Annotated in this window: 18 protein-coding genes; 9 read left to right on the top strand and 9 right to left on the bottom strand. The window is 61.6% G+C overall.

Annotated elements, in window-relative coordinates; all coding sequences use genetic code 11:
* The first annotated feature begins 78 nt into the window (after positions 1-78).
* Together RLCC275e_RS00275 and RLCC275e_RS00270 are read left to right on the top strand one after the other, a co-directional pair.
* Positions 79-978, top strand: coding sequence for a ribokinase (locus RLCC275e_RS00275; RefSeq protein ID WP_033179427.1), 900 nt, complete (start codon positions 79-81; stop codon positions 976-978).
* A gap of 347 nt (positions 979-1,325) precedes the next feature.
* Positions 1,326-3,641 (top strand): methyl-accepting chemotaxis protein, encoded by a 2,316-nt coding sequence (locus tag RLCC275e_RS00270; RefSeq protein WP_033179426.1) that lies wholly within the window; start codon positions 1,326-1,328, stop codon positions 3,639-3,641.
* 72 nt (positions 3,642-3,713) lie between these two features.
* Here RLCC275e_RS00270 and ptsN read toward each other — a convergent pair whose 3' ends face one another.
* The 7 genes from ptsN to lptC form a co-directional block, all read right to left on the bottom strand.
* The gene (gene ptsN / locus RLCC275e_RS00265; RefSeq protein ID WP_003556082.1) at positions 3,714-4,178 is read right to left on the bottom strand and encodes a PTS IIA-like nitrogen regulatory protein PtsN; all 465 of its coding nucleotides are present in this window, start codon (positions 4,176-4,178) and stop codon (positions 3,714-3,716) included.
* Between the two features lie 70 nt (positions 4,179-4,248).
* The gene (gene hpf, locus RLCC275e_RS00260; protein WP_003556081.1) at positions 4,249-4,824 is read right to left on the bottom strand and encodes a ribosome hibernation-promoting factor, HPF/YfiA family; all 576 of its coding nucleotides are present in this window, start codon (positions 4,822-4,824) and stop codon (positions 4,249-4,251) included.
* Positions 4,825-5,116: 292 nt separating this feature from the next.
* Positions 5,117-6,040, bottom strand: a complete 924-nt coding sequence (locus RLCC275e_RS00255; RefSeq protein WP_033179425.1) for a DMT family transporter — start codon at positions 6,038-6,040, stop codon at positions 5,117-5,119.
* 130 nt (positions 6,041-6,170) lie between these two features.
* On the bottom strand, positions 6,171-7,730 hold the full coding sequence (gene rpoN / locus RLCC275e_RS00250) for an RNA polymerase factor sigma-54 (RefSeq protein WP_171891352.1): 1,560 nt from the start codon (positions 7,728-7,730) through the stop codon (positions 6,171-6,173).
* Between the two features lie 173 nt (positions 7,731-7,903).
* Positions 7,904-8,680, bottom strand: coding sequence for an LPS export ABC transporter ATP-binding protein (gene lptB / locus RLCC275e_RS00245; protein ID WP_003556077.1), 777 nt, complete (start codon positions 8,678-8,680; stop codon positions 7,904-7,906).
* 40 nt (positions 8,681-8,720) lie between these two features.
* Complete coding sequence (locus RLCC275e_RS00240; RefSeq protein ID WP_033181316.1) at positions 8,721-9,362, bottom strand: LptA/OstA family protein; 642 nt, start codon at positions 9,360-9,362, stop codon at positions 8,721-8,723.
* 15 nt (positions 9,363-9,377) lie between these two features.
* Complete coding sequence (lptC, locus tag RLCC275e_RS00235; RefSeq protein WP_033181315.1) at positions 9,378-10,043, bottom strand: LPS export ABC transporter periplasmic protein LptC; 666 nt, start codon at positions 10,041-10,043, stop codon at positions 9,378-9,380.
* 222 nt (positions 10,044-10,265) lie between these two features.
* On the opposite strand from lptC, the gene sppA reads away from it, so the two are divergent.
* The 3 genes from sppA (at position 10,266) to RLCC275e_RS00220 (ending at position 12,038) form a co-directional block, all read left to right on the top strand.
* Positions 10,266-11,216 (top strand): signal peptide peptidase SppA, encoded by a 951-nt coding sequence (gene sppA, locus RLCC275e_RS00230; RefSeq protein WP_033181314.1) that lies wholly within the window; start codon positions 10,266-10,268, stop codon positions 11,214-11,216.
* A gap of 29 nt (positions 11,217-11,245) precedes the next feature.
* Positions 11,246-11,545, top strand: coding sequence for an integration host factor subunit beta (locus RLCC275e_RS00225; protein ID WP_003544934.1), 300 nt, complete (start codon positions 11,246-11,248; stop codon positions 11,543-11,545).
* A gap of 160 nt (positions 11,546-11,705) precedes the next feature.
* Complete coding sequence (locus RLCC275e_RS00220) at positions 11,706-12,038, top strand: LapA family protein (protein WP_003544923.1); 333 nt, start codon at positions 11,706-11,708, stop codon at positions 12,036-12,038.
* Positions 12,039-12,090: 52 nt separating this feature from the next.
* On the opposite strand, the gene RLCC275e_RS00215 is transcribed toward RLCC275e_RS00220, so the two are convergent.
* Together RLCC275e_RS00215 and RLCC275e_RS00210 are read right to left on the bottom strand one after the other, a co-directional pair.
* Entirely contained in the window at positions 12,091-12,525 is a 435-nt protein-coding gene (locus RLCC275e_RS00215; RefSeq protein WP_033181770.1) for a GNAT family N-acetyltransferase, read from the bottom strand.
* Positions 12,526-12,562: 37 nt separating this feature from the next.
* Positions 12,563-13,018, bottom strand: a complete 456-nt coding sequence (locus RLCC275e_RS00210; protein ID WP_033181313.1) for an SRPBCC family protein — start codon at positions 13,016-13,018, stop codon at positions 12,563-12,565.
* Between the two features lie 112 nt (positions 13,019-13,130).
* Here RLCC275e_RS00210 and RLCC275e_RS00205 point away from each other — a divergent pair, with 112 nt between their 5' ends.
* From RLCC275e_RS00205 to lspA, 4 genes are all read left to right on the top strand, one after another.
* Positions 13,131-13,721, top strand: a complete 591-nt coding sequence (locus tag RLCC275e_RS00205) for an NUDIX hydrolase (RefSeq protein ID WP_033181312.1) — start codon at positions 13,131-13,133, stop codon at positions 13,719-13,721.
* Between the two features lie 185 nt (positions 13,722-13,906).
* The gene (locus tag RLCC275e_RS00200; RefSeq protein ID WP_033181311.1) at positions 13,907-14,992 is read left to right on the top strand and encodes a class I SAM-dependent methyltransferase; all 1,086 of its coding nucleotides are present in this window, start codon (positions 13,907-13,909) and stop codon (positions 14,990-14,992) included.
* Positions 14,989-15,849, top strand: coding sequence for a TrmH family RNA methyltransferase (locus tag RLCC275e_RS00195; protein WP_033181310.1), 861 nt, complete (start codon positions 14,989-14,991; stop codon positions 15,847-15,849). The genes RLCC275e_RS00200 and RLCC275e_RS00195 overlap by 4 nt, the downstream gene beginning before the upstream one ends.
* Positions 15,846-16,349 carry a signal peptidase II gene (gene lspA / locus RLCC275e_RS00190; RefSeq protein ID WP_012755795.1) on the top strand — a complete coding sequence of 168 codons (504 nt, stop codon included), beginning with the start codon at positions 15,846-15,848 and terminating at the stop codon, positions 16,347-16,349. Before RLCC275e_RS00195 ends, lspA begins: the two co-directional genes overlap by 4 nt.
* The last annotated feature ends 54 nt before the right edge of the window (positions 16,350-16,403 follow it).

The raw sequence follows: 16,403 nt of genomic DNA, 5'->3' as shown, positions 1-16,403 counted from the left end.
CTTCGGGCAGTGTCTCGCCTGCATGAAACATGCAGGAGCATGATGTCACTTGCAGGCTCCAGAAGACGGGACACATTCATGATCACAGTTTTCGGGTCCATCAACATGGATCTCATCGCCACGACCGAGCGCCTGCCGAAGCCCGGCGAGACGGTGGCCGGCAACGGCTTTGCCACGGCCGCCGGCGGCAAGGGCGCAAACCAGGCGCTGGCGGCGCGCCGCGCCGGGCGCTATGTGCATATGGCCGGCGCCGTCGGCAAGGATGCTTTCGCTGCGGAAGCGCTGGCCCTGCTCGATGATGCGGGCACCGACCTTTCTCTCGTCAGCCATGTCGACGGTCCCACAGGCACGGCGCTGATCCTTGTCGGCGGCGACGGCGAAAACATGATTGCCGTCGTTCCCGGCGCCAATGGCCAGGTCACGCCTGCCGATGCCGAGACCGCGATCGGCCGCATGAACGAAAGCGATATCCTGATGCTGCAGCTCGAAGTGCCGGCTGCTGCCGTCGAACGCGCGCTGTCGGCCGCCCGCGCCAAGGGCGTCACCAGCATCCTCAACCTCGCGCCGCTGATCCCCGATGCGCCGCGTCTCGGCCGGCTCGCCGATATCGTCATTGCCAACGAGACCGAGTTCGAGCGGCTCGCCGGGCAGGAGGGCATGGACGCCCAAGCGCGCGAGGCAGCCCTTGTGCGCCTGCATGCGGAGACGGGCCAGACGCTGATCGTGACGCTCGGCGGCGATGGGGTCATCGCCATCCGCGACGGGGCGATTTCAAGGGCGCAGGGTCTCAAGATCGAACCTGTCGATACGGTCGGCGCCGGAGACACGTTCTGCGGTTATTTCGCCGCCAGCCTCGACGATGGCCTCGATTTTGTCTCGGCGCTGCGCCGCGCGGCGGTCGCCGGTTCGCTCGCCTGCCTCAAGGCCGGAGCGCAACCATCGATCCCTTTGAGCGAGGAAGTCGCAGACAGGATATAGAGGCGTCTCTTTGCGAAGCCGCTGGCAAAACTCCCGGTAATTCAGGGCGTTCCGGCGATGTTCCTTGTCTTGATCGATCGAGTTTCATTCAAATTTAAGAGATCTCCGGCGATGTTCCTCGTGGTCGCCGGCTCCTTCCCGCCTTCTGGAATCCGGACGTCCACTGCATAATTCCTTAAATCGGAATCGATTTAAGGATAAAATTATGCAGCGATTCAAAGTGCTACAGCGTCCTTTGCGCGTCTCAAAAGACGCGCGGCGCTGTAGGCGGCTGCTCCATGACGGGGCGAAGCCTTTGCTCCTGCGCCGGAGAATGGCCGTTCGGCGTATCCTTGCCCGAGGACCCCATGTTCATTTTTCGCATGAAATCGCTTGCCGCGAAACTCATCGTCATCACCGGCATCGCCATCGCGCTTGTTCTCATCGTTTCGAACTTTTTTCTCATCGGCCAGACCCGTGATCGCGTTCAGACGCTGACGATGGATCAGGCCAACCTCGAGGCGAAATCGATCGCCAATGAAATCGCCGCCAATGTCGGCGAACTCGCCAGCGCCGCGCGCACCATGTCGGGCGTCATCGGTCGCGGCCATGAAGGCAAGTCGCTCGATCGCAAGGGCATGATCAACGTGCTGAAGGCCAATCTCGAGCAGAATGCCTTCGCCTTCGGCAGCTGGTTCTGCGAGCAGCTCGGCGCGCTTGACGGCAAGACCACCGAGATCGCCAACAACAATGACGAAGGCACGAACAAGAACGGCGCCTTCACACCCTACTGGTCGAAGACCAAGGACGGCGGCATCCAATATTCGACCTTCGACAATGATTATACCGCCGCATGGTGGAAGCTTGCCGCAGATAGCGGCAAGGGGGCGATCACTACGCCCTATATGGCTGAGGGAACGGATGTGCCGACGCTGCTGACCTCGATTGCCTATCCGGTCATGTCTGGCGGCAAGATGATCGGCGTCGGCGGTGTCGATATTTCGCTGAAGTCGCTGACCGACAAGCTGCAGGCGCTGCATCCTTTCGGCTCGGGCCGCGTCACGCTGCTGTCGCAGGCCGGCAACTGGATCGTCGCGCCGATCCCCGACCTGATGACCAAGGAATATGACGGCGAGGGCGCCGACGTCGTCAAGACGGCGCTGTCGAGCAAACAGCCCGGTCTCGTCAGGAACCTCACCTATGACGGCCTCGATCCCTTCGATCGCGTCGTCTATCCGTTCGCGGTCCCCGGCGTCAACGCCACCTGGGTCGTGCTCGTCGACGTGCCGCACACGGCGATCAACGCGCCGGTGCGAGACCAGACCTATATGATGATCGTCAACGGGCTAATCGTGCTCGGTGCGGTCATGCTGGCGCTCTATTTCGCCGTCCGCTCTTTCGTGCAGCGGCCACTCGGCGGGCTGGTCGCCAGCGTCAGGGCGCTGAGCGACGGCCATTATGGCGAACCGATCGCCGCCCAGGACCGCAGCGATGAAGTCGGTTCGGTCGCCAAGGCGCTGGAAGGCTTCCGCTTCACGCTCGCCGACAGCCGCCGCCTCGAAGACGAGGCCGTCGACCAGCGGCGGGCCGCAGAGACCGAGCGCAGCCGCTCGGAATCGGAGCGCCAGGAATCGGTGTCGCTGCAGCGCCATATCGTCTCGATCGTCGGCGCCGGCCTTTCCGAGCTGTCGCAGGGCAATCTCAGTCACCGCATCACCGACGAATTCCCCGGCGAATACGGCAAGTTGAAACAGGATTTCAACGCCGCGCTCGCGAGCCTCGAAGAGACCATCAACACGATGAACCTCAGCGTCGCCAATATCGGCTCCGGCACCGGCGAAATCAGCAACAGCGCTTCCGACCTCGCCAAGCGCACCGAACAGCAGGCAGCCAGCCTGGAAGAGACGGCGGCCGCGCTCAACGAGCTCACCGCGCAGGTCGATTCCAGCGCCGAGAATGCGCGCACGGCAGCCGACAACGTCAACCTCGCCTGCCAGGATGCCGAAAAGTCCGGCGAAGTGGTGCAGAAAGCGATCGCCTCGATGCAAGGGATCGAACAATCTTCGACGGAGGTTTCGCGGATTATCGGCGTCATCGACGAGATCGCCTTCCAGACCAACCTCCTGGCGCTGAACGCCGGCGTCGAGGCGGCGCGCGCCGGGGAAGCCGGCAAGGGTTTTGCTGTCGTCGCCCAGGAGGTGCGTGAACTCGCGCAGCGCTCAGCCAATGCCGCCAAGGAAATCAAGACGCTGATCAACAGCTCGGCCGTCCAGGTCAAGGAGGGCGTCGATCTCGTCGGGCGCGCCGGCGGCACGCTGCACAAGATCGCCGAACAGGTGATGGGCATCAACGATCTCATCCGGCAGATCTCGGCATCGGCCAGCGAACAGGCTGTCGGCCTGAAGGAAATCAACCAGGCGATGAACCAGATGGACCAGGTGACGCAGCAGAATGCGGCGATGGTGGAGGAAGCAACCGCTGCTAGCGTCGCACTCAACGACGAGGCACAAACGCTGAAGGCGCTCGCCACGCGCTTCAACGTCTCGGGTTCGGGCAACGCCGCGGCCCTTGCCTCCGTCGCGCAAAAGATGCGGGCGCCGGCGACTTCAGCCCTTTCGCCTCGCGCGACCGCCCCGTCGCGCGGATCCGCTGCCGTGGCGCAGGACAGCTGGGAAGAGTTCTGATCGTTCAGCCCCTCATAATGCAAAAGGCGCCTGGGATATCAGGCGCCTTTTCACATTCGGGGATAATATAGCTCAGGCAGCGTTCGACGTCTGCTCTTCGTTGAGGAAGGCATAGATCGCCGAGGCGGACTCGGTGGCACGCAGCTTGGCGACCAGATCGTGATCGCGCAGCACACGGGCGATTCGCGACAGAGCCTTGAGATGATCGGCGCCCGCCCCTTCCGGCGCAAGCAGCAGGAACACGAGATCGACCGGCTGGTCGTCCAGCGCCTCGAAATCGACCGGCTGCTCCAGCCGGGCGAAGATGCCGACGATCGAATGGATGTTTCCCAGCTTGCCGTGGGGAATGGCGATGCCGTTGCCGACTCCGGTCGAGCCCAGGCGTTCGCGTTGCAGGATGACGTCGAAGATCTCCCGTTCGGAAAGCCCGGTGATCCTGGAGGCTCTTGCAGCCAATTCCTGAAGCAACTGTTTCTTGGAATTTACTCTGAGGGCGGGAATGATCGCATCCTGATGGAGCAAATCTGCCAATGCCATTTCTTTTTCCTTCTGTCGCCGGGATCAAATGCAAGGAGCGGCGGCAATACCGCCGCTCACCACCCTGATCTCAGCCTTTGATACTGGCTGAATCGATCCAGCCAATATTTCCGTCGTGCCGACGGTAAACGATGTTCAGATGTTCCTTGCCGGGGCTGCGGAACAGGAGAAGCGGCTCGTCGGTCATGTCGAGCGCCATCACGGCGGTGGCGACCGACATGGTCTTCAGCTGCTTCGTGCTTTCAGCGACGATCGCCGGAGCGAAATCGTCAGCGATTTCATCATCGTGATCAGGAACGGAATCCATAACCGTGTAGGAGACCTCTGCAAAACCATTCAGATGGCTTCCGGCGTGATGGTCCTTCAGCTTGCGCTTGTAACGCCGCAACCGCTTTTCGATCCGCTGCGAGGCGGCGTCGAAAGCCAATTGCGGGTCGGTCGCCTCGCCGGCCGCATGCAGCACCACCCCGCTGTCGAGATGAAGCTTGCAATCCGCCGAGTAACGAGAACTCGCCTTTTCCACGGTCACCTGGCCGGAATATCCCCCGTCGAAGTATTTCGTGATGGCCATACTAATTTGGTCCTCGATCTTTTGACGGAAGGATTCACCAATTTCCATATGTTTCCCGGATACACGCACACTCATGGAGTTTCCCTTCTTATGGTCGTTTGCGGGTATCAGTTTACGCCAAGCCTCAGGTTCATCCAAGCACTTCGCACAATCTCAAGCAAGATCGGCTTAGTCCTGCGGGTCCTTGGTGCCCTTCTGATGCTGGGGATAACTCCAGACGCCGTTCACGGCATCGATTGCGGCGGGCTTCTAGCCAGAGCTTGCCGAAAAGTCAATAGGGCGCCGAATCACCCTCGGCGGCACTCGGTCGACGTGTGGCGGATACCTTGCCAGGCAAGGCATACCGCCGATCGCCACCCCATCCAGTCTACGCGTTTCGCGCCTGCGTTGTGCCCTTCCTTGCAGGGATCGTCATGGCGGCGACACCTGCTATGACGCAGACGAGCCCGATCCAGGCCGTCGGGCTCAGCCTTTCGCCGAGGAAAACGATGCCGATCGCAACACCGATCGGCACTCTGAGATAGGCTTGCGCGGTGGTTCCGACCGAACCCAGTGTCTGGACGAGACGGAAATAGATCACAAAGGCAAGCGCCGTCGAAAAGGCGGAGAGGGCAAGCAGCGCCAGTATCGATGCCGCCGACGGATCGAGCTCCCATGGCCGATCGACGACGAGGCTGATGGGCAAGAGAACAACCGCGCCTGAGATCAAAGAGCCGGCCGCCGGCACTGCGGGATCGAGCCCCTTGAAGTTCTTGCTGAAAATCGCGGCACCTGCATAGCAGATGGTCGCCAGGATGATGGCAAGCTGCGCCATCAGGCTTTCGCCGAGACCGCCGAGCGCTTCGACGCCGATGACGAGGCAGATGCCGGCAAGCCCGGCCATGACGCCGAAAAGCCGTCGCAAGGTCACCTGCTCATGGCGGGTGATCAGCACGGTCAGCAGGAAGGTGAAGATCGGCGTTGCCGAATTCAAGATCACCGCCAATCCGGCATCGACGGACTGTTCCGCCCAGGCGATCAGTGTGAAGGGAACGACACTGTTCAGACAGGCCTGAACGAAAAACCGCCGCCAGGTGGCACGATCGCGCGGCAGGCGGACACGCCGGTGGCGCAGGACGGCCAGCAGAATGCCGCCGGCAATCAGCGTGCGGGTGGCGATCAACGTTATCGGCGGGATCGTCTCGACGCCGATCTTGATGAAGCTATAGGAGGAACCCCACAGGGTCGCCAGCACCAGCAGCAGGAAAAGCTCCCTGGCAAGGTTGGAATTTTGCGGCGTCATCGTCGGCATTTCGATCTTCGTTCAAGACAATTCAAAGGGTTGCAGCGCGGTTCGCGCGTCTCAAAACACGCTAGGTGCTGGAGAGCAATAACGGGATTTGCGAGCCGGATGCTTCGATCGAGGTCGAAGCGTTGCCGCGTCAGAAACCGGCGACCTTGGCGAGCGCCCGCTTCTCGCGGCGGCGCTGCACCGAAGAGGCAATGTTCATCGCCTCCCGGTATTTCGCAACCGTGCGGCGGGCGAGATCGACGCCGCCCTTTTTCAGCATGTCGACGATATCGTCATCGGAAAGCACCGCCTCCGGGCTCTCCTGCAGGATCAGCGCGCGGATCTTGTGACGCACGGCTTCGGCCGAATGGCTGTCGCCGCCTGCGACGGCGCTGATCGAGACGGTGAAGAAATATTTGAGTTCGAAGAGACCGCGCGGCGTCAGCATATATTTGTTCGACGTGACGCGGCTGACGGTGGATTCATGCATCTTGATCGCTTCGGCGACCGTCTTCAGGTTCAGCGGGCGCAGATAGTCGACGCCGTGCAGCAGGAAGGCGTCCTGCTGGCGGACGATTTCGCTTGCCACCTTCATGATGGTTTTAGCCCGCTGATCGAGGCTGCGCGTCAGCCAGTTGGCGGTCTGCAGGCAATCGGAGAGGAAGGCATGATCCTCGCCGTTCTTTGTCACCCGGGAAAAATAAGACTGGTTGACCAGCACGCGCGGCAGCGCATCCGGATTGAGTTCGACCCGCCAGCCGCCATCCGAGGAGGCTCTGACGACCACATCGGGCATGATCGCTTCGGAAACGCCCGCCCCGAAACCGCTGCCGGGCTTCGGATTGAGCTGGCGGATCTCGCCGAGCATGTCGAGAAGATCTTCCTCGTCGACGCCGCAAAGCCGCTTCAGCGTGGCGAAATCGCGGCTCGCCAGGAGTTCGAGGTTTTCGACCATAGCCTGCATGGCCGGGTCGTATCGGTCCTTCTGCCTGAGCTGGATCGCCAGGCATTCGGCAGGGCTGCGGGCGAAAACACCCGGCGGATCGAGGCTCTGGAGGGTGGCGAGCACGCGCTCGGCCTGTGCGAGGCTCGTGCCCAACCTCTCGCCCGCCTCGACGATATCGGCCTGCAGATAACCGCAGTCGTCGAGCTGGTCGACGAAATTCTGCGCGATCAGCCGGTCGGCCATGTCAGGCAGGACGAAGGGGATCTGCTGGGCGAGATGATCGCGCAGCGACACCTGGCCGGCGACGAAATCGTCAAGATCGTAGTCGGCGCCCTCGCCGCTGCCCGGCATCGATTTCCACTGGCTGACGAGCTCCGGCGCATCGAGGCGCTGCGGGGCACCGTCATCGGGAAAGACATTGGTGTAATTGGCGTCGAGTTCGTCGTTCAGCCGGCTGGTGCTGGCGCTGCCGCCATTGTCATACCAGTCGCTGGAGAGCGCCTCGGTGCGGTTGTCGTAGCCGTCGTCAGAACCGGCGTCCTCCGGCTGATGAGCATACTCTCCATCTTCGGCTTCGCCGCGTTCGCCACCCGCCTCGCCGTCATTCGACGGAAATTCGAGCAGCGGGTTCTTCTCCACTTCCAGGGCGATGAACTGGTTGAGTTCGAAATGCGTCATCTGCAGCAACTGGATGGATTGCATCAGTTGCGGCGTCATCACCAAAGACTGAGTCTGGCGCAGGAAAAGATTGGCGGACAGTGCCATGACGGACGCGAAACTCCCCTCGATTCCTCCGGGAAACCGCGTCCGATCAAGGCTTCAGGCCACGGAAATCCAAGTTGGCCCAAAAATTGCTTTTTTATTGTATTTGGTCAAGCGGAACTATGCCGGCATGGTGAATTTCTGCCGATCCGGCCTAAAATCATCCGGAGCTGACGTCAGAGGCTGAAATTGTCGCCGAGGTAGAGCCGGCGCACTTCCGGATTGTTGACGATGTCGTTCGCCCGGCCATGGGTCAGGACCTCACCGGCATGGATGATGTAGGCGCGGTCGATGAGACCCAGCGTCTCGCGGACATTGTGGTCGGTGATGAGAACGCCGATGCCGCGTGCCGTCAGGTGGTGAACGAGATTCTGGATGTCGGCGACCGAGATCGGGTCGACGCCGGCGAAGGGTTCGTCGAGCAGCATGAAGGTCGGGTCGGTCGCAAGCGCACGGGCGATTTCGAGGCGACGGCGCTCACCGCCGGACAGGGCGACGGCGGCACTCTTGCGCAGCTTCTGGATATGGAATTCCTCCAGCAGCTCGTTCAGCTTCTGCTCGCGCTCGGCCTTGTCCTTCACATGCACTTCGAGGACGGCGCGGATATTCTCTTCCACCGTCAAGCCGCGGAAGATCGAGGCTTCCTGCGGCAGGTAACCGACGCCGAGGCGCGAGCGGCGGTACATCGGCATGGTCGTGACGTCGTTGCCGTCGATCTCAATCGTGCCTTCATCGACCGGCACGAGGCCGGTGATCATGTAAAAACAGGTGGTCTTGCCGGCGCCGTTCGGGCCGAGCAGGCCGACGGCCTCGCCGCGGCGCACCACCAGCGAGACGCCGTTGACGACGCGCCGCGTCGCATAGGTCTTCGTCAGACCGCGTGCGATCAGCGTTCCCTGATAGCGGCTCTTGTCGGCGGCGCCCGCAGCTTGTGGCCCGGGCTTGCCGAACATGGTGGATAGCGATGTTAATTTCACGTGGGAGGCCGGCTTCTCAGTTCTGCTTCTGCTGCGGTGTATTCGGCTTCGACTTCGGATCGAGCTGAATCTGGACACGCCCGCCGCAGCTTTCAAGCTCCGCCTGGCCGGTCTGCATGTGAACCGTCAGTTTGCAGCCGGTAAAAACGTTCGGCCCGTCCGACAGAATAACTTTATTCCCCTCATCCGCGGTGAGGATGAATGTCTGCGAGGCCATGTCGAAATTGCCGTCATCGGCGGTCGCCGTCTGCGTGCCCGAGGTCAAAAAGACCTTGTCCGTCACCAGGATCTTGTCGATATCAGCACTTCCCGATGCAAGCGAGGCCGACTGTTCCGGCTGGGCAGCAGGTTGCGCCCCGTCAGCAGCCGGCTTTGCCGCCTTGTCCTTGTAATAGACGGTCATCTTGCCGGACTGCATCGTCGTCGTCCCCTGGACGACCTTGACCTTGCCGGTGAAGAGCGCGGTGTGTTCCTGGTCATGGATCTCCAGCTTGTCGCTTTCGATCTGGATCGGCTGGTCGTTGGACAGCTTCATGCCCGGCATCGTCGCCGTCGCCTGCTGCGCGCCGGCGCCCGAGGCCGTCAGAATAAGGGCAAATGCGCCGGCAATGAATGCCATGCCTGTCTTGCAAGTGGAAAAGCGACAATCTTTTGTCATGGATGACCCGGCTGGTTAAGTGCCCTGTTTATGGATGGCGGATGGATCGACATTCATGCGAACATTCCCCTCGAATGTGATCACCCGCCCCTTATCGGTTATCTGAAGCGTCTTCGCAACAATGGAGGCATTGTCCTTGGTGATGGTGACGGGGTCGTCGCTCCGCATGTTTCCGCCCTTGATGTCGAGCTGGGCGGACTGGAAATTCGCATTGAGGCCGCTGCTCAGCACCAGGGTGAAGGGGGCCGTCATATGCAGATTGTCGGTGGCGCGATTGTAATCGGCGGTCGAGGCGACGACACGGGCGATCAGGCCATCATTCATCGGCACAGCGGCCTTGATGGTCTCGAGCGTGATGAAATCGGGATTGCGGATATCCTGCAGCGCCCTTTCGGCCAGCATCGAATAGTTGATGCCGTCGGAATTGCGCCCCGAGATCGCCGGCTTTTCCATCACGACCTTGCCGTTCTCGATCTTGGCGCCTTCCATCTTGATGTTTTCAGGCAGATAGATGCGGACCAACGCCACCGCGCTGAGGCCTGCCGCGATGATGAGGGCGGCTACCGGCAGCAATATCTTCAGCCGCCGCACGCGGGCGGAATGGAACAACGCATCGCCATAGGCATTCCTGTCGGACCCCGAATAGGCGGCATGTCCGTTGTTCTTCAGGGTATCGAGCATAGGCCTCGTCCATGTGCGGTGATCGCCGCGCCTCGATAACAAAGCCGGCCGCCAATCACAGTTCGTTTCGCATTATTACATTGGCTTGCCAATATGGAATTTTTTCTGCAACAAGCAACAAAACGGAAAAACATTGAAAAGTGGCATTCGTACGGGCCGCTGCACCCTATTTCACCGGTTCGATCGGCGGCATGCCGAAGCCGGTGCCAGCTGGAGGTTTTTATGGACAGTTCGATCATCGCCGATCGCCGGCGGCTGCGTCGTAAGCTCGGCTTCTGGCGCGTCATCGCTGTGGCCCTCATCGTGGCACTTGGTTTCGCCTTCTACCGCTTTGCCCTCGGCGATGCCGGGACGGAGCGCCCGCATATCGCCCATGTGACGATATCCGGGCTGATCGTCGATGACGACGAGCTTCTGGAGCGGCTGAAGAAGGTCGAGATCAGCGATCAGGTGAAGGCAGTGGTGATTTCGATCTCCTCGCCCGGCGGCACGACCTATGGCGGCGAAAAAATCTTCAAGGCGATCCGTGCGATATCAGCCAAGAAGCCTGTCGTCTCCGACGTGCGCACGCTTGCCGCCTCGGCCGGCTACATGATCGCCACCGCCGGCGATACGATCATTGCCGGCGACAGCTCGATCACCGGCTCGATCGGCGTCATCTTCCAGTATCCGCAGATCCAGCCGCTGCTCGACAAGATCGGCGTCTCGCTGCAGGAGATCAAGTCCTCGCCGCTGAAAGCCGAGCCCTCGCCCTTCCACGAGGCGAGCGAGGAAGCCAAGACGATGATCCGCAACATGGTGGTCGACAGCTATAACTGGTTCGTCGACCTCGTCGCCGACCGGCGCAAGCTGCCGCGCGACGAGGTGCTGAAACTGGCCGACGGCACGATCTATACCGGCCGCCAGGCGCTGAAGGTGAAACTCGTCGATGCAATCGGCGGCGAGGCCGAGATCCGCGCCTATCTGACGTCACGCGGTATCGACAGCGATCTGCCGATGGTGGACTGGGACAAGAAGAGCAATACGCCCTTTCTGCTCGCTGGGGCTGTTTCTCGGTTGATTACGATCTTCGGTTATGATGATCTCATGAAAACCCAGGATATCAATGGAATCCTGCCCCCAAAGTTGCTTCTTGACGGGCTGCTTTCAGTTTGGCAGGTTGGCCACGATTGATAAGAAATCAATAATTTAAGGGGGCGAAAGTGATCAAGTCCGAATTGGTGCAGATTGTTGCGGCACGCAACCCGCATCTCTATCATCGCGACGTCGAGAATATCGTCAACGCGGTTCTCGACGAGATCACGGATGCACTGGCTGCGGGTAACCGAGTCGAATTGCGCGGCTTTGGCGCCTTTTCGGTCAAGAACCGCCCGTCGCGCTCCGGCCGCAACCCGCGGACCGGCGATACCGTCTTCGTCGAGGAGAAGTGGGTTCCCTTCTTCAAGACCGGCAAGGAGCTGCGCGAGCGGCTCAATCCCGGCCAGGCCGACGAAGAGGATTGAACCGTCGCTGCCTGCGGCGAAACCGCACTTGAACTCGAGGGCCGTTTTCCTATTCTGGTAACGCATCGTGCTTTACGCGTCTTGCAAAGACGCGTGGCGCTGTAAGCATGAAACGCGCCCCTCAAAAAGACCGGCGCAATCTGCCGCGTGGAGACCTCAAATGGCCAAGAAGATCGTCAACCTGTTGATTCTGCTGCCGCTCGGCGTCATCCTCATCGTCTTCTGCGTCGCCAACCGGCAGAGCGTCACGCTCGCCTTCAATCCGTTCCGGCCGGAAGACCAGGTGCTGGCGGTTTCCGCGCCCTTCTTCGTCTTCCTGGTCGTCGCGCTGATCGCGGGCATGCTGATCGGGGCGGCCGCCACCTGGTTCAGCCAGGGCAAACACCGCAAGCGCGCCCGCACCGAGGCCAAGGAAGCCATCCGCTGGCAAAGCGAGGCCGACCGCCACAAGAACCGCGCCGAGGAAATCGCCGGGCAGTTGCCGGCGCGGTAAAACCGGTCGGTATTCGATGGGCTCGGGTTCGGCGCCCGGCTTTCGGCGGCTGTCAAACCGGAAAAAAGCTCAGTTCCTCATAGTCGCCCTCCGGCGAGGCGCCGTTGCCGGTCACGTGGAAACCGTGGGAAAGGTAGAACGCCTTTGCCCGCCGGTTCTTCACCAGGCATTTCAGCCGGTACCGGTGCTGCGGCCATTCCGGCAGCGCCTGCAGCAGCGCCCTACCGGCACCCTGGCCCTGAAATTCAGGGCTGATATAGAGCATGTGGATGAAATCATCGGCTGGCCAGAGCGACAGGAAGCCGGCAACGCGGCCGTTTTCATGCGCGCAGACGAAGACTGTCTCGCCATTGGTATGAGCAGCGAAATCCTCGCGATGGAATTTGCCGGGATCGACCCAGACGAATGTTTCGCGGCGCACGGAAAGATAAATCTCCGCGAGTATTTCCTGGTCTTCCGCCCGCGGCGGCCTGATGGTCCACGTCATCATGCCGATTTAAACAAACCCTGCGCCCGCGCCAAGCCTAACCCGCTGCCATCTTCGCGACGACAGCGGCATTGAAATCCGAAAAGAACCCTTCGGCGAGCTTTTGCGAGGTCGAATCGAGCAGGCGGGCGCCGAGCTGGGCGAGCCTACCGCCGAGTTCGGCCTTCGACCGGTAGTGCAGGATGGTCTCGGCACCCCTTTCTTCAAGCACGATATCGGCACTGCCCCTGGCGAATCCGGCAAGACCGCCCTTGCCTTCGGCCGACAGCGTATAGCTCTTCGGCGCATCGACATTGGAAAGCGTCAGCAGCCCATGGAAGGTGGCGGACAACAGGCTGAACTTGACCTTGATCGTCGCCTCGAAGACATCAGGCGACAGCCGCTCGATGCTCTGGCAGCCCGGAATGCAGCCGCGCATGATGTCGGGATCGTTGAGTGCTGCCCAGACGATGTCCCGCGGCGCCGCGATGCGTTCTTCGCCGGTGAAATCCATTCGATGGCCCCATCCTCGATTCGCTCATCTTATCCCAGTGCGAAAGCGCTTTGCCAAGGCGGGACGGAATGTTATCTGCCGGGTTCCGATCTGACACATGAGGGATGGGCCGATGAACGACGAACTGAAGCCCTGGAGCGTGACAGCAAGCCGCATCACCTATGAGGATCGCTGGATCCGGGTCCGGAGCGACGATTGCGTCACCGCCGATGGAACCGTCGTCGCGCCCTTCCATGTGCTCGATTATCCCGATTGGATCAACGTCATCCCTGTGATGCCTGACGGGCACGTGCTGCTGACGCGGGAATACCGGCACGGCCGCGGCGAGATCGTGCTCGGTCTGGTCGCCGGCAGCCTCGAACCCGGCGACAGCGAGACCGGCGATGCGGCGATGGCAGCGGCCCGGCGCGAACTCCGGGAGGAGACCGGCTATGAGGCCTCGACCTTCGTCAAGCTGCTCACCTCCTATCCGAATGCCGCCAGCCAGAGCAACGTGGTGACGAGCTGGCTGGCGCTTGGTCTCAGCCGGGCCGGCGAACCGTCTTTCGACCCCGGAGAGAAGGTCGACCTGCTGTTTGCGGATCTTGCTGCCATCCTTGGCGACCTGCAGTCCGGCGCCGTCATCATGCAGTCGATGCATGTCGCGGCCCTTTATGCGGCGGAAAGCTGGCTTCGCACACAGGCCTCCGAAGGCTTGAAATAGGCGCCGCGCCGGGAGAACCCTTGCCGCTTGTCCGGGCTTGGCCGGCGGTGCAGTTGATCCGCCCCGCTTTTCTGGGCTACTGCATATTCAAAGTGCCGCAATGTGCTTTGCGCGTTTCAAAAGACGCGCGGCGCTGCAGCGGACAAAGCCGATACCACACCCCGACAGAGACGCGGAAGAGCACGTTGAAACAGAGAGAAGGCCGGCCGGGCCAGAAGAAAACATCAGGTCCTTCCGGTGAAAGCCGCAGGGACGATCGGGCAGGCCGGCCGCCGAAGCCGGTCGCGCAGCCGGCGGCAAGCCGCGAGGCCGCTGTGCCGGCCGCCGTCGTGCGTCCTTTGATGACACGCAGCGGCGAGCGTCCAACTGAGCGCGTGCCCGTCATCCTCGAATCGCTCGGGGCCGGCGACTTCCATCTGATCGACAGCGGCAACGGTGAAAAGCTCGAGCAATACGGCCCCTATCGCATCATCCGTCCGGAAGCTCAGGCGCTGTGGCGGCCTTCTTTGCCCGCCCATATCTGGGAAAAGGTCGATGCCGCCTTCACCGGCGATACCGACGAGGAAGGCGCCGGCCGCTGGCGCTTTCCGAAGGAGGCGCTTGGCGAGACCTGGCCGCTCAATCTGCTCGGTGTCGATTTTCTCGGCCGCTTCACCTCCTTCCGTCATGTCGGCGTCTTCCCGGAGCAGATTGTCCACTGGAGCTGGATGAAAGAGCAGGTTGAAAAGGCCGGCCGGCCGCTGAAGGTGCTGAACCTCTTCGGTTACACCGGCGTCGCCTCGCTGGTTGCCGCCGCAGCCGGCGCCGAGGTCACCCATGTCGACGCCTCGAAGAAGGCGATCGGCTGGGCAAGGGAAAACCAGGCGCTCGGGCGCATGGAGAAGTTGCCGATCCGCTGGATCTGCGAGGATGCGATGAAATTCATCCTGCGCGAGGAACGCCGCGGCAGCCAATACGACATCATCCTCACCGATCCGCCGAAATTCGGCCGTGGCCCCAATGGCGAAGTCTGGCATCTCTTCGAGCATCTGCCCCTGATGCTCGACGTCTGCCGCGAGATCCTGTCGCCGAAGGCCGTGGGCCTGGTGCTGACGGCCTATTCGATCCGCGCCAGCTTCTATTCGATCCATGAGTTGATGCGCGAGACGATGCGTGGCGCCGGCGGTGTGGTCGAATCCGGCGAGTTGGTGATCCGCGAGGCGGGCACCGACGGCAAGACGCAGGGCCGCGCGCTTTCCACCTCCCTCTTTTCCCGCTGGGTGCCGAAATGAGCAAGGACTTCCACGATCAGGGACCGCGCAGGGTCGGGCAGGTGAAGGAAGTCACTTCGCTCGCCAATCCGATCATCAAGGACATCAAGGCGCTGACGAACAAGAAGTCGCGCGAGGAAAGCGGTACTTTCCTGGCCGAAGGACTGAAGCTCGTCATCGATGCGATCGAACTCGGCTGGGCGATCCGCACGCTGGTCTATGCCAAGGCCGCCAAGGGCAAGCCGCTGGTCGAGCAGATGGCGGCAAAGACCGTCGCCTCGGGCGGGCTGGTCCTCGAGGTCAGCGAAAAGGTGATCGCCTCGATCACCCGCCGCGACAACCCGCAGATGGTCGTCGGCATCTTCGAGCAGCGCTGGACGCCGCTCAAGGGTATTCGACTGAGCGACGGCGAGACATGGGTGGCGCTCGACCGGGTGCGCGACCCCGGCAATCTCGGCACCATCATCCGCACGGCCGATGCGGCGGGGGCTTCCGGCATCATACTTCTCGGAGAAACGACCGATCCCTTCTCGCTCGAAACCGTGCGGGCCACCATGGGCTCGGTCTTTGCCGTTCCGGTCGCGCGGGCGACACCCGAGGAATTCATCGCCTGGCGGAAATCGGCTGGCGTTTCCGTCGTCGCGACGCATCTTGCAGGCGCGGTCGATTACCGGACGATCGACTACCGAAAAAAGCCCGTCGTGCTCCTGATGGGCAACGAACAATCCGGCCTGCCGGAGCAGCTGGCCAGGGAAGCCGACGCGCTTGCCCGCATTCCACAGCAGGGCCGCGCCGATTCGTTGAACCTCGCCGTCGCCACCGCCGTTATGCTTTTCGAGGCACGCCGCCATCTCCTCTCACTTGCCGAGGGCAAATGACCGAACAGACGCATGCACGCCCGGCGCTGTTTTCGCGCCCGGCGCCGATCCTCTTCTTCATCGTCGTCGCCGTTCTCATCGACCAGGCCGTCAAGATCGCCGTTGATCATTACCTGCCGCTTCAGGAGGCCGTGCCCGTCGTTCCGATGCTGGCGCTCTACCGCACCTACAATCTCGGCGTCGCCTTTTCGATGCTGTCGGGCATGGACGGCTGGTTCATCGTCGGCATGCGGCTCATCATCGTCGCCTTCGTCATCTGGCTGTGGTACCGCACGGCGAAGGATCGCTGGATCGCCCATCTCGGTTATGCGCTGATCATCGCCGGCGCGATCGGCAATCTCGTCGACCGCTTCGCCTATGGGCATGTGATCGATTACATTCTTTTCTACACTGAGAGTTGGTCCTTCGCGGTCTTCAATCTCGCCGACAGTTTCATCACCATCGGCGCCGGCTGCGTCATTCTCGATGAGCTGCTACTGCCGAAAAAGGCCAGCCGCTAAAATCTTATCGAAATCCTGAAGGCATTCGGAACGGGCCTCATGTTATCCAGATAG

The sequence above is a fragment of the Rhizobium brockwellii genome, from assembly GCF_000769405.2.
Lineage (GTDB): Bacteria > Pseudomonadota > Alphaproteobacteria > Rhizobiales > Rhizobiaceae > Rhizobium > Rhizobium brockwellii.
The sequence above is the reverse complement of the archived record's forward strand: the minus strand, read 5'-3'. Positions and strand labels throughout refer to the sequence as shown.

Bases quoted from the DNA above. Each gene is read 5' to 3' on its own strand.
- RLCC275e_RS00275 (WP_033179427.1), top strand. From the start codon at position 79: ATGATCACAGTTTTCGGGTCCATCAACATGGATCTCATCGCCACGACC.
- RLCC275e_RS00270 (WP_033179426.1), top strand. From the start codon at position 1,326: ATGTTCATTTTTCGCATGAAATCGCTTGCCGCGAAACTCATCGTCATC.
- ptsN (WP_003556082.1), bottom strand. From the start codon at position 4,178: ATGGCATTGGCAGATTTGCTCCATCAGGATGCGATCATTCCCGCCCTC.
- hpf (WP_003556081.1), bottom strand. From the start codon at position 4,824: ATGAGTGTGCGTGTATCCGGGAAACATATGGAAATTGGTGAATCCTTC.
- RLCC275e_RS00255 (WP_033179425.1), bottom strand. From the start codon at position 6,040: ATGCCGACGATGACGCCGCAAAATTCCAACCTTGCCAGGGAGCTTTTC.
- rpoN (WP_171891352.1), bottom strand. From the start codon at position 7,730: ATGGCACTGTCCGCCAATCTTTTCCTGCGCCAGACTCAGTCTTTGGTG.
- lptB (WP_003556077.1), bottom strand. From the start codon at position 8,680: ATGTTCGGCAAGCCCGGGCCACAAGCTGCGGGCGCCGCCGACAAGAGC.
- RLCC275e_RS00240 (WP_033181316.1), bottom strand. From the start codon at position 9,362: ATGACAAAAGATTGTCGCTTTTCCACTTGCAAGACAGGCATGGCATTC.
- lptC (WP_033181315.1), bottom strand. From the start codon at position 10,043: ATGCTCGATACCCTGAAGAACAACGGACATGCCGCCTATTCGGGGTCC.
- sppA (WP_033181314.1), top strand. From the start codon at position 10,266: ATGGACAGTTCGATCATCGCCGATCGCCGGCGGCTGCGTCGTAAGCTC.
- RLCC275e_RS00220 (WP_003544923.1), top strand. From the start codon at position 11,706: ATGGCCAAGAAGATCGTCAACCTGTTGATTCTGCTGCCGCTCGGCGTC.
- RLCC275e_RS00215 (WP_033181770.1), bottom strand. From the start codon at position 12,525: ATGACGTGGACCATCAGGCCGCCGCGGGCGGAAGACCAGGAAATACTC.
- RLCC275e_RS00210 (WP_033181313.1), bottom strand. From the start codon at position 13,018: ATGGATTTCACCGGCGAAGAACGCATCGCGGCGCCGCGGGACATCGTC.
- RLCC275e_RS00205 (WP_033181312.1), top strand. From the start codon at position 13,131: ATGAACGACGAACTGAAGCCCTGGAGCGTGACAGCAAGCCGCATCACC.
- RLCC275e_RS00195 (WP_033181310.1), top strand. From the start codon at position 14,989: ATGAGCAAGGACTTCCACGATCAGGGACCGCGCAGGGTCGGGCAGGTG.
- lspA (WP_012755795.1), top strand. From the start codon at position 15,846: ATGACCGAACAGACGCATGCACGCCCGGCGCTGTTTTCGCGCCCGGCG.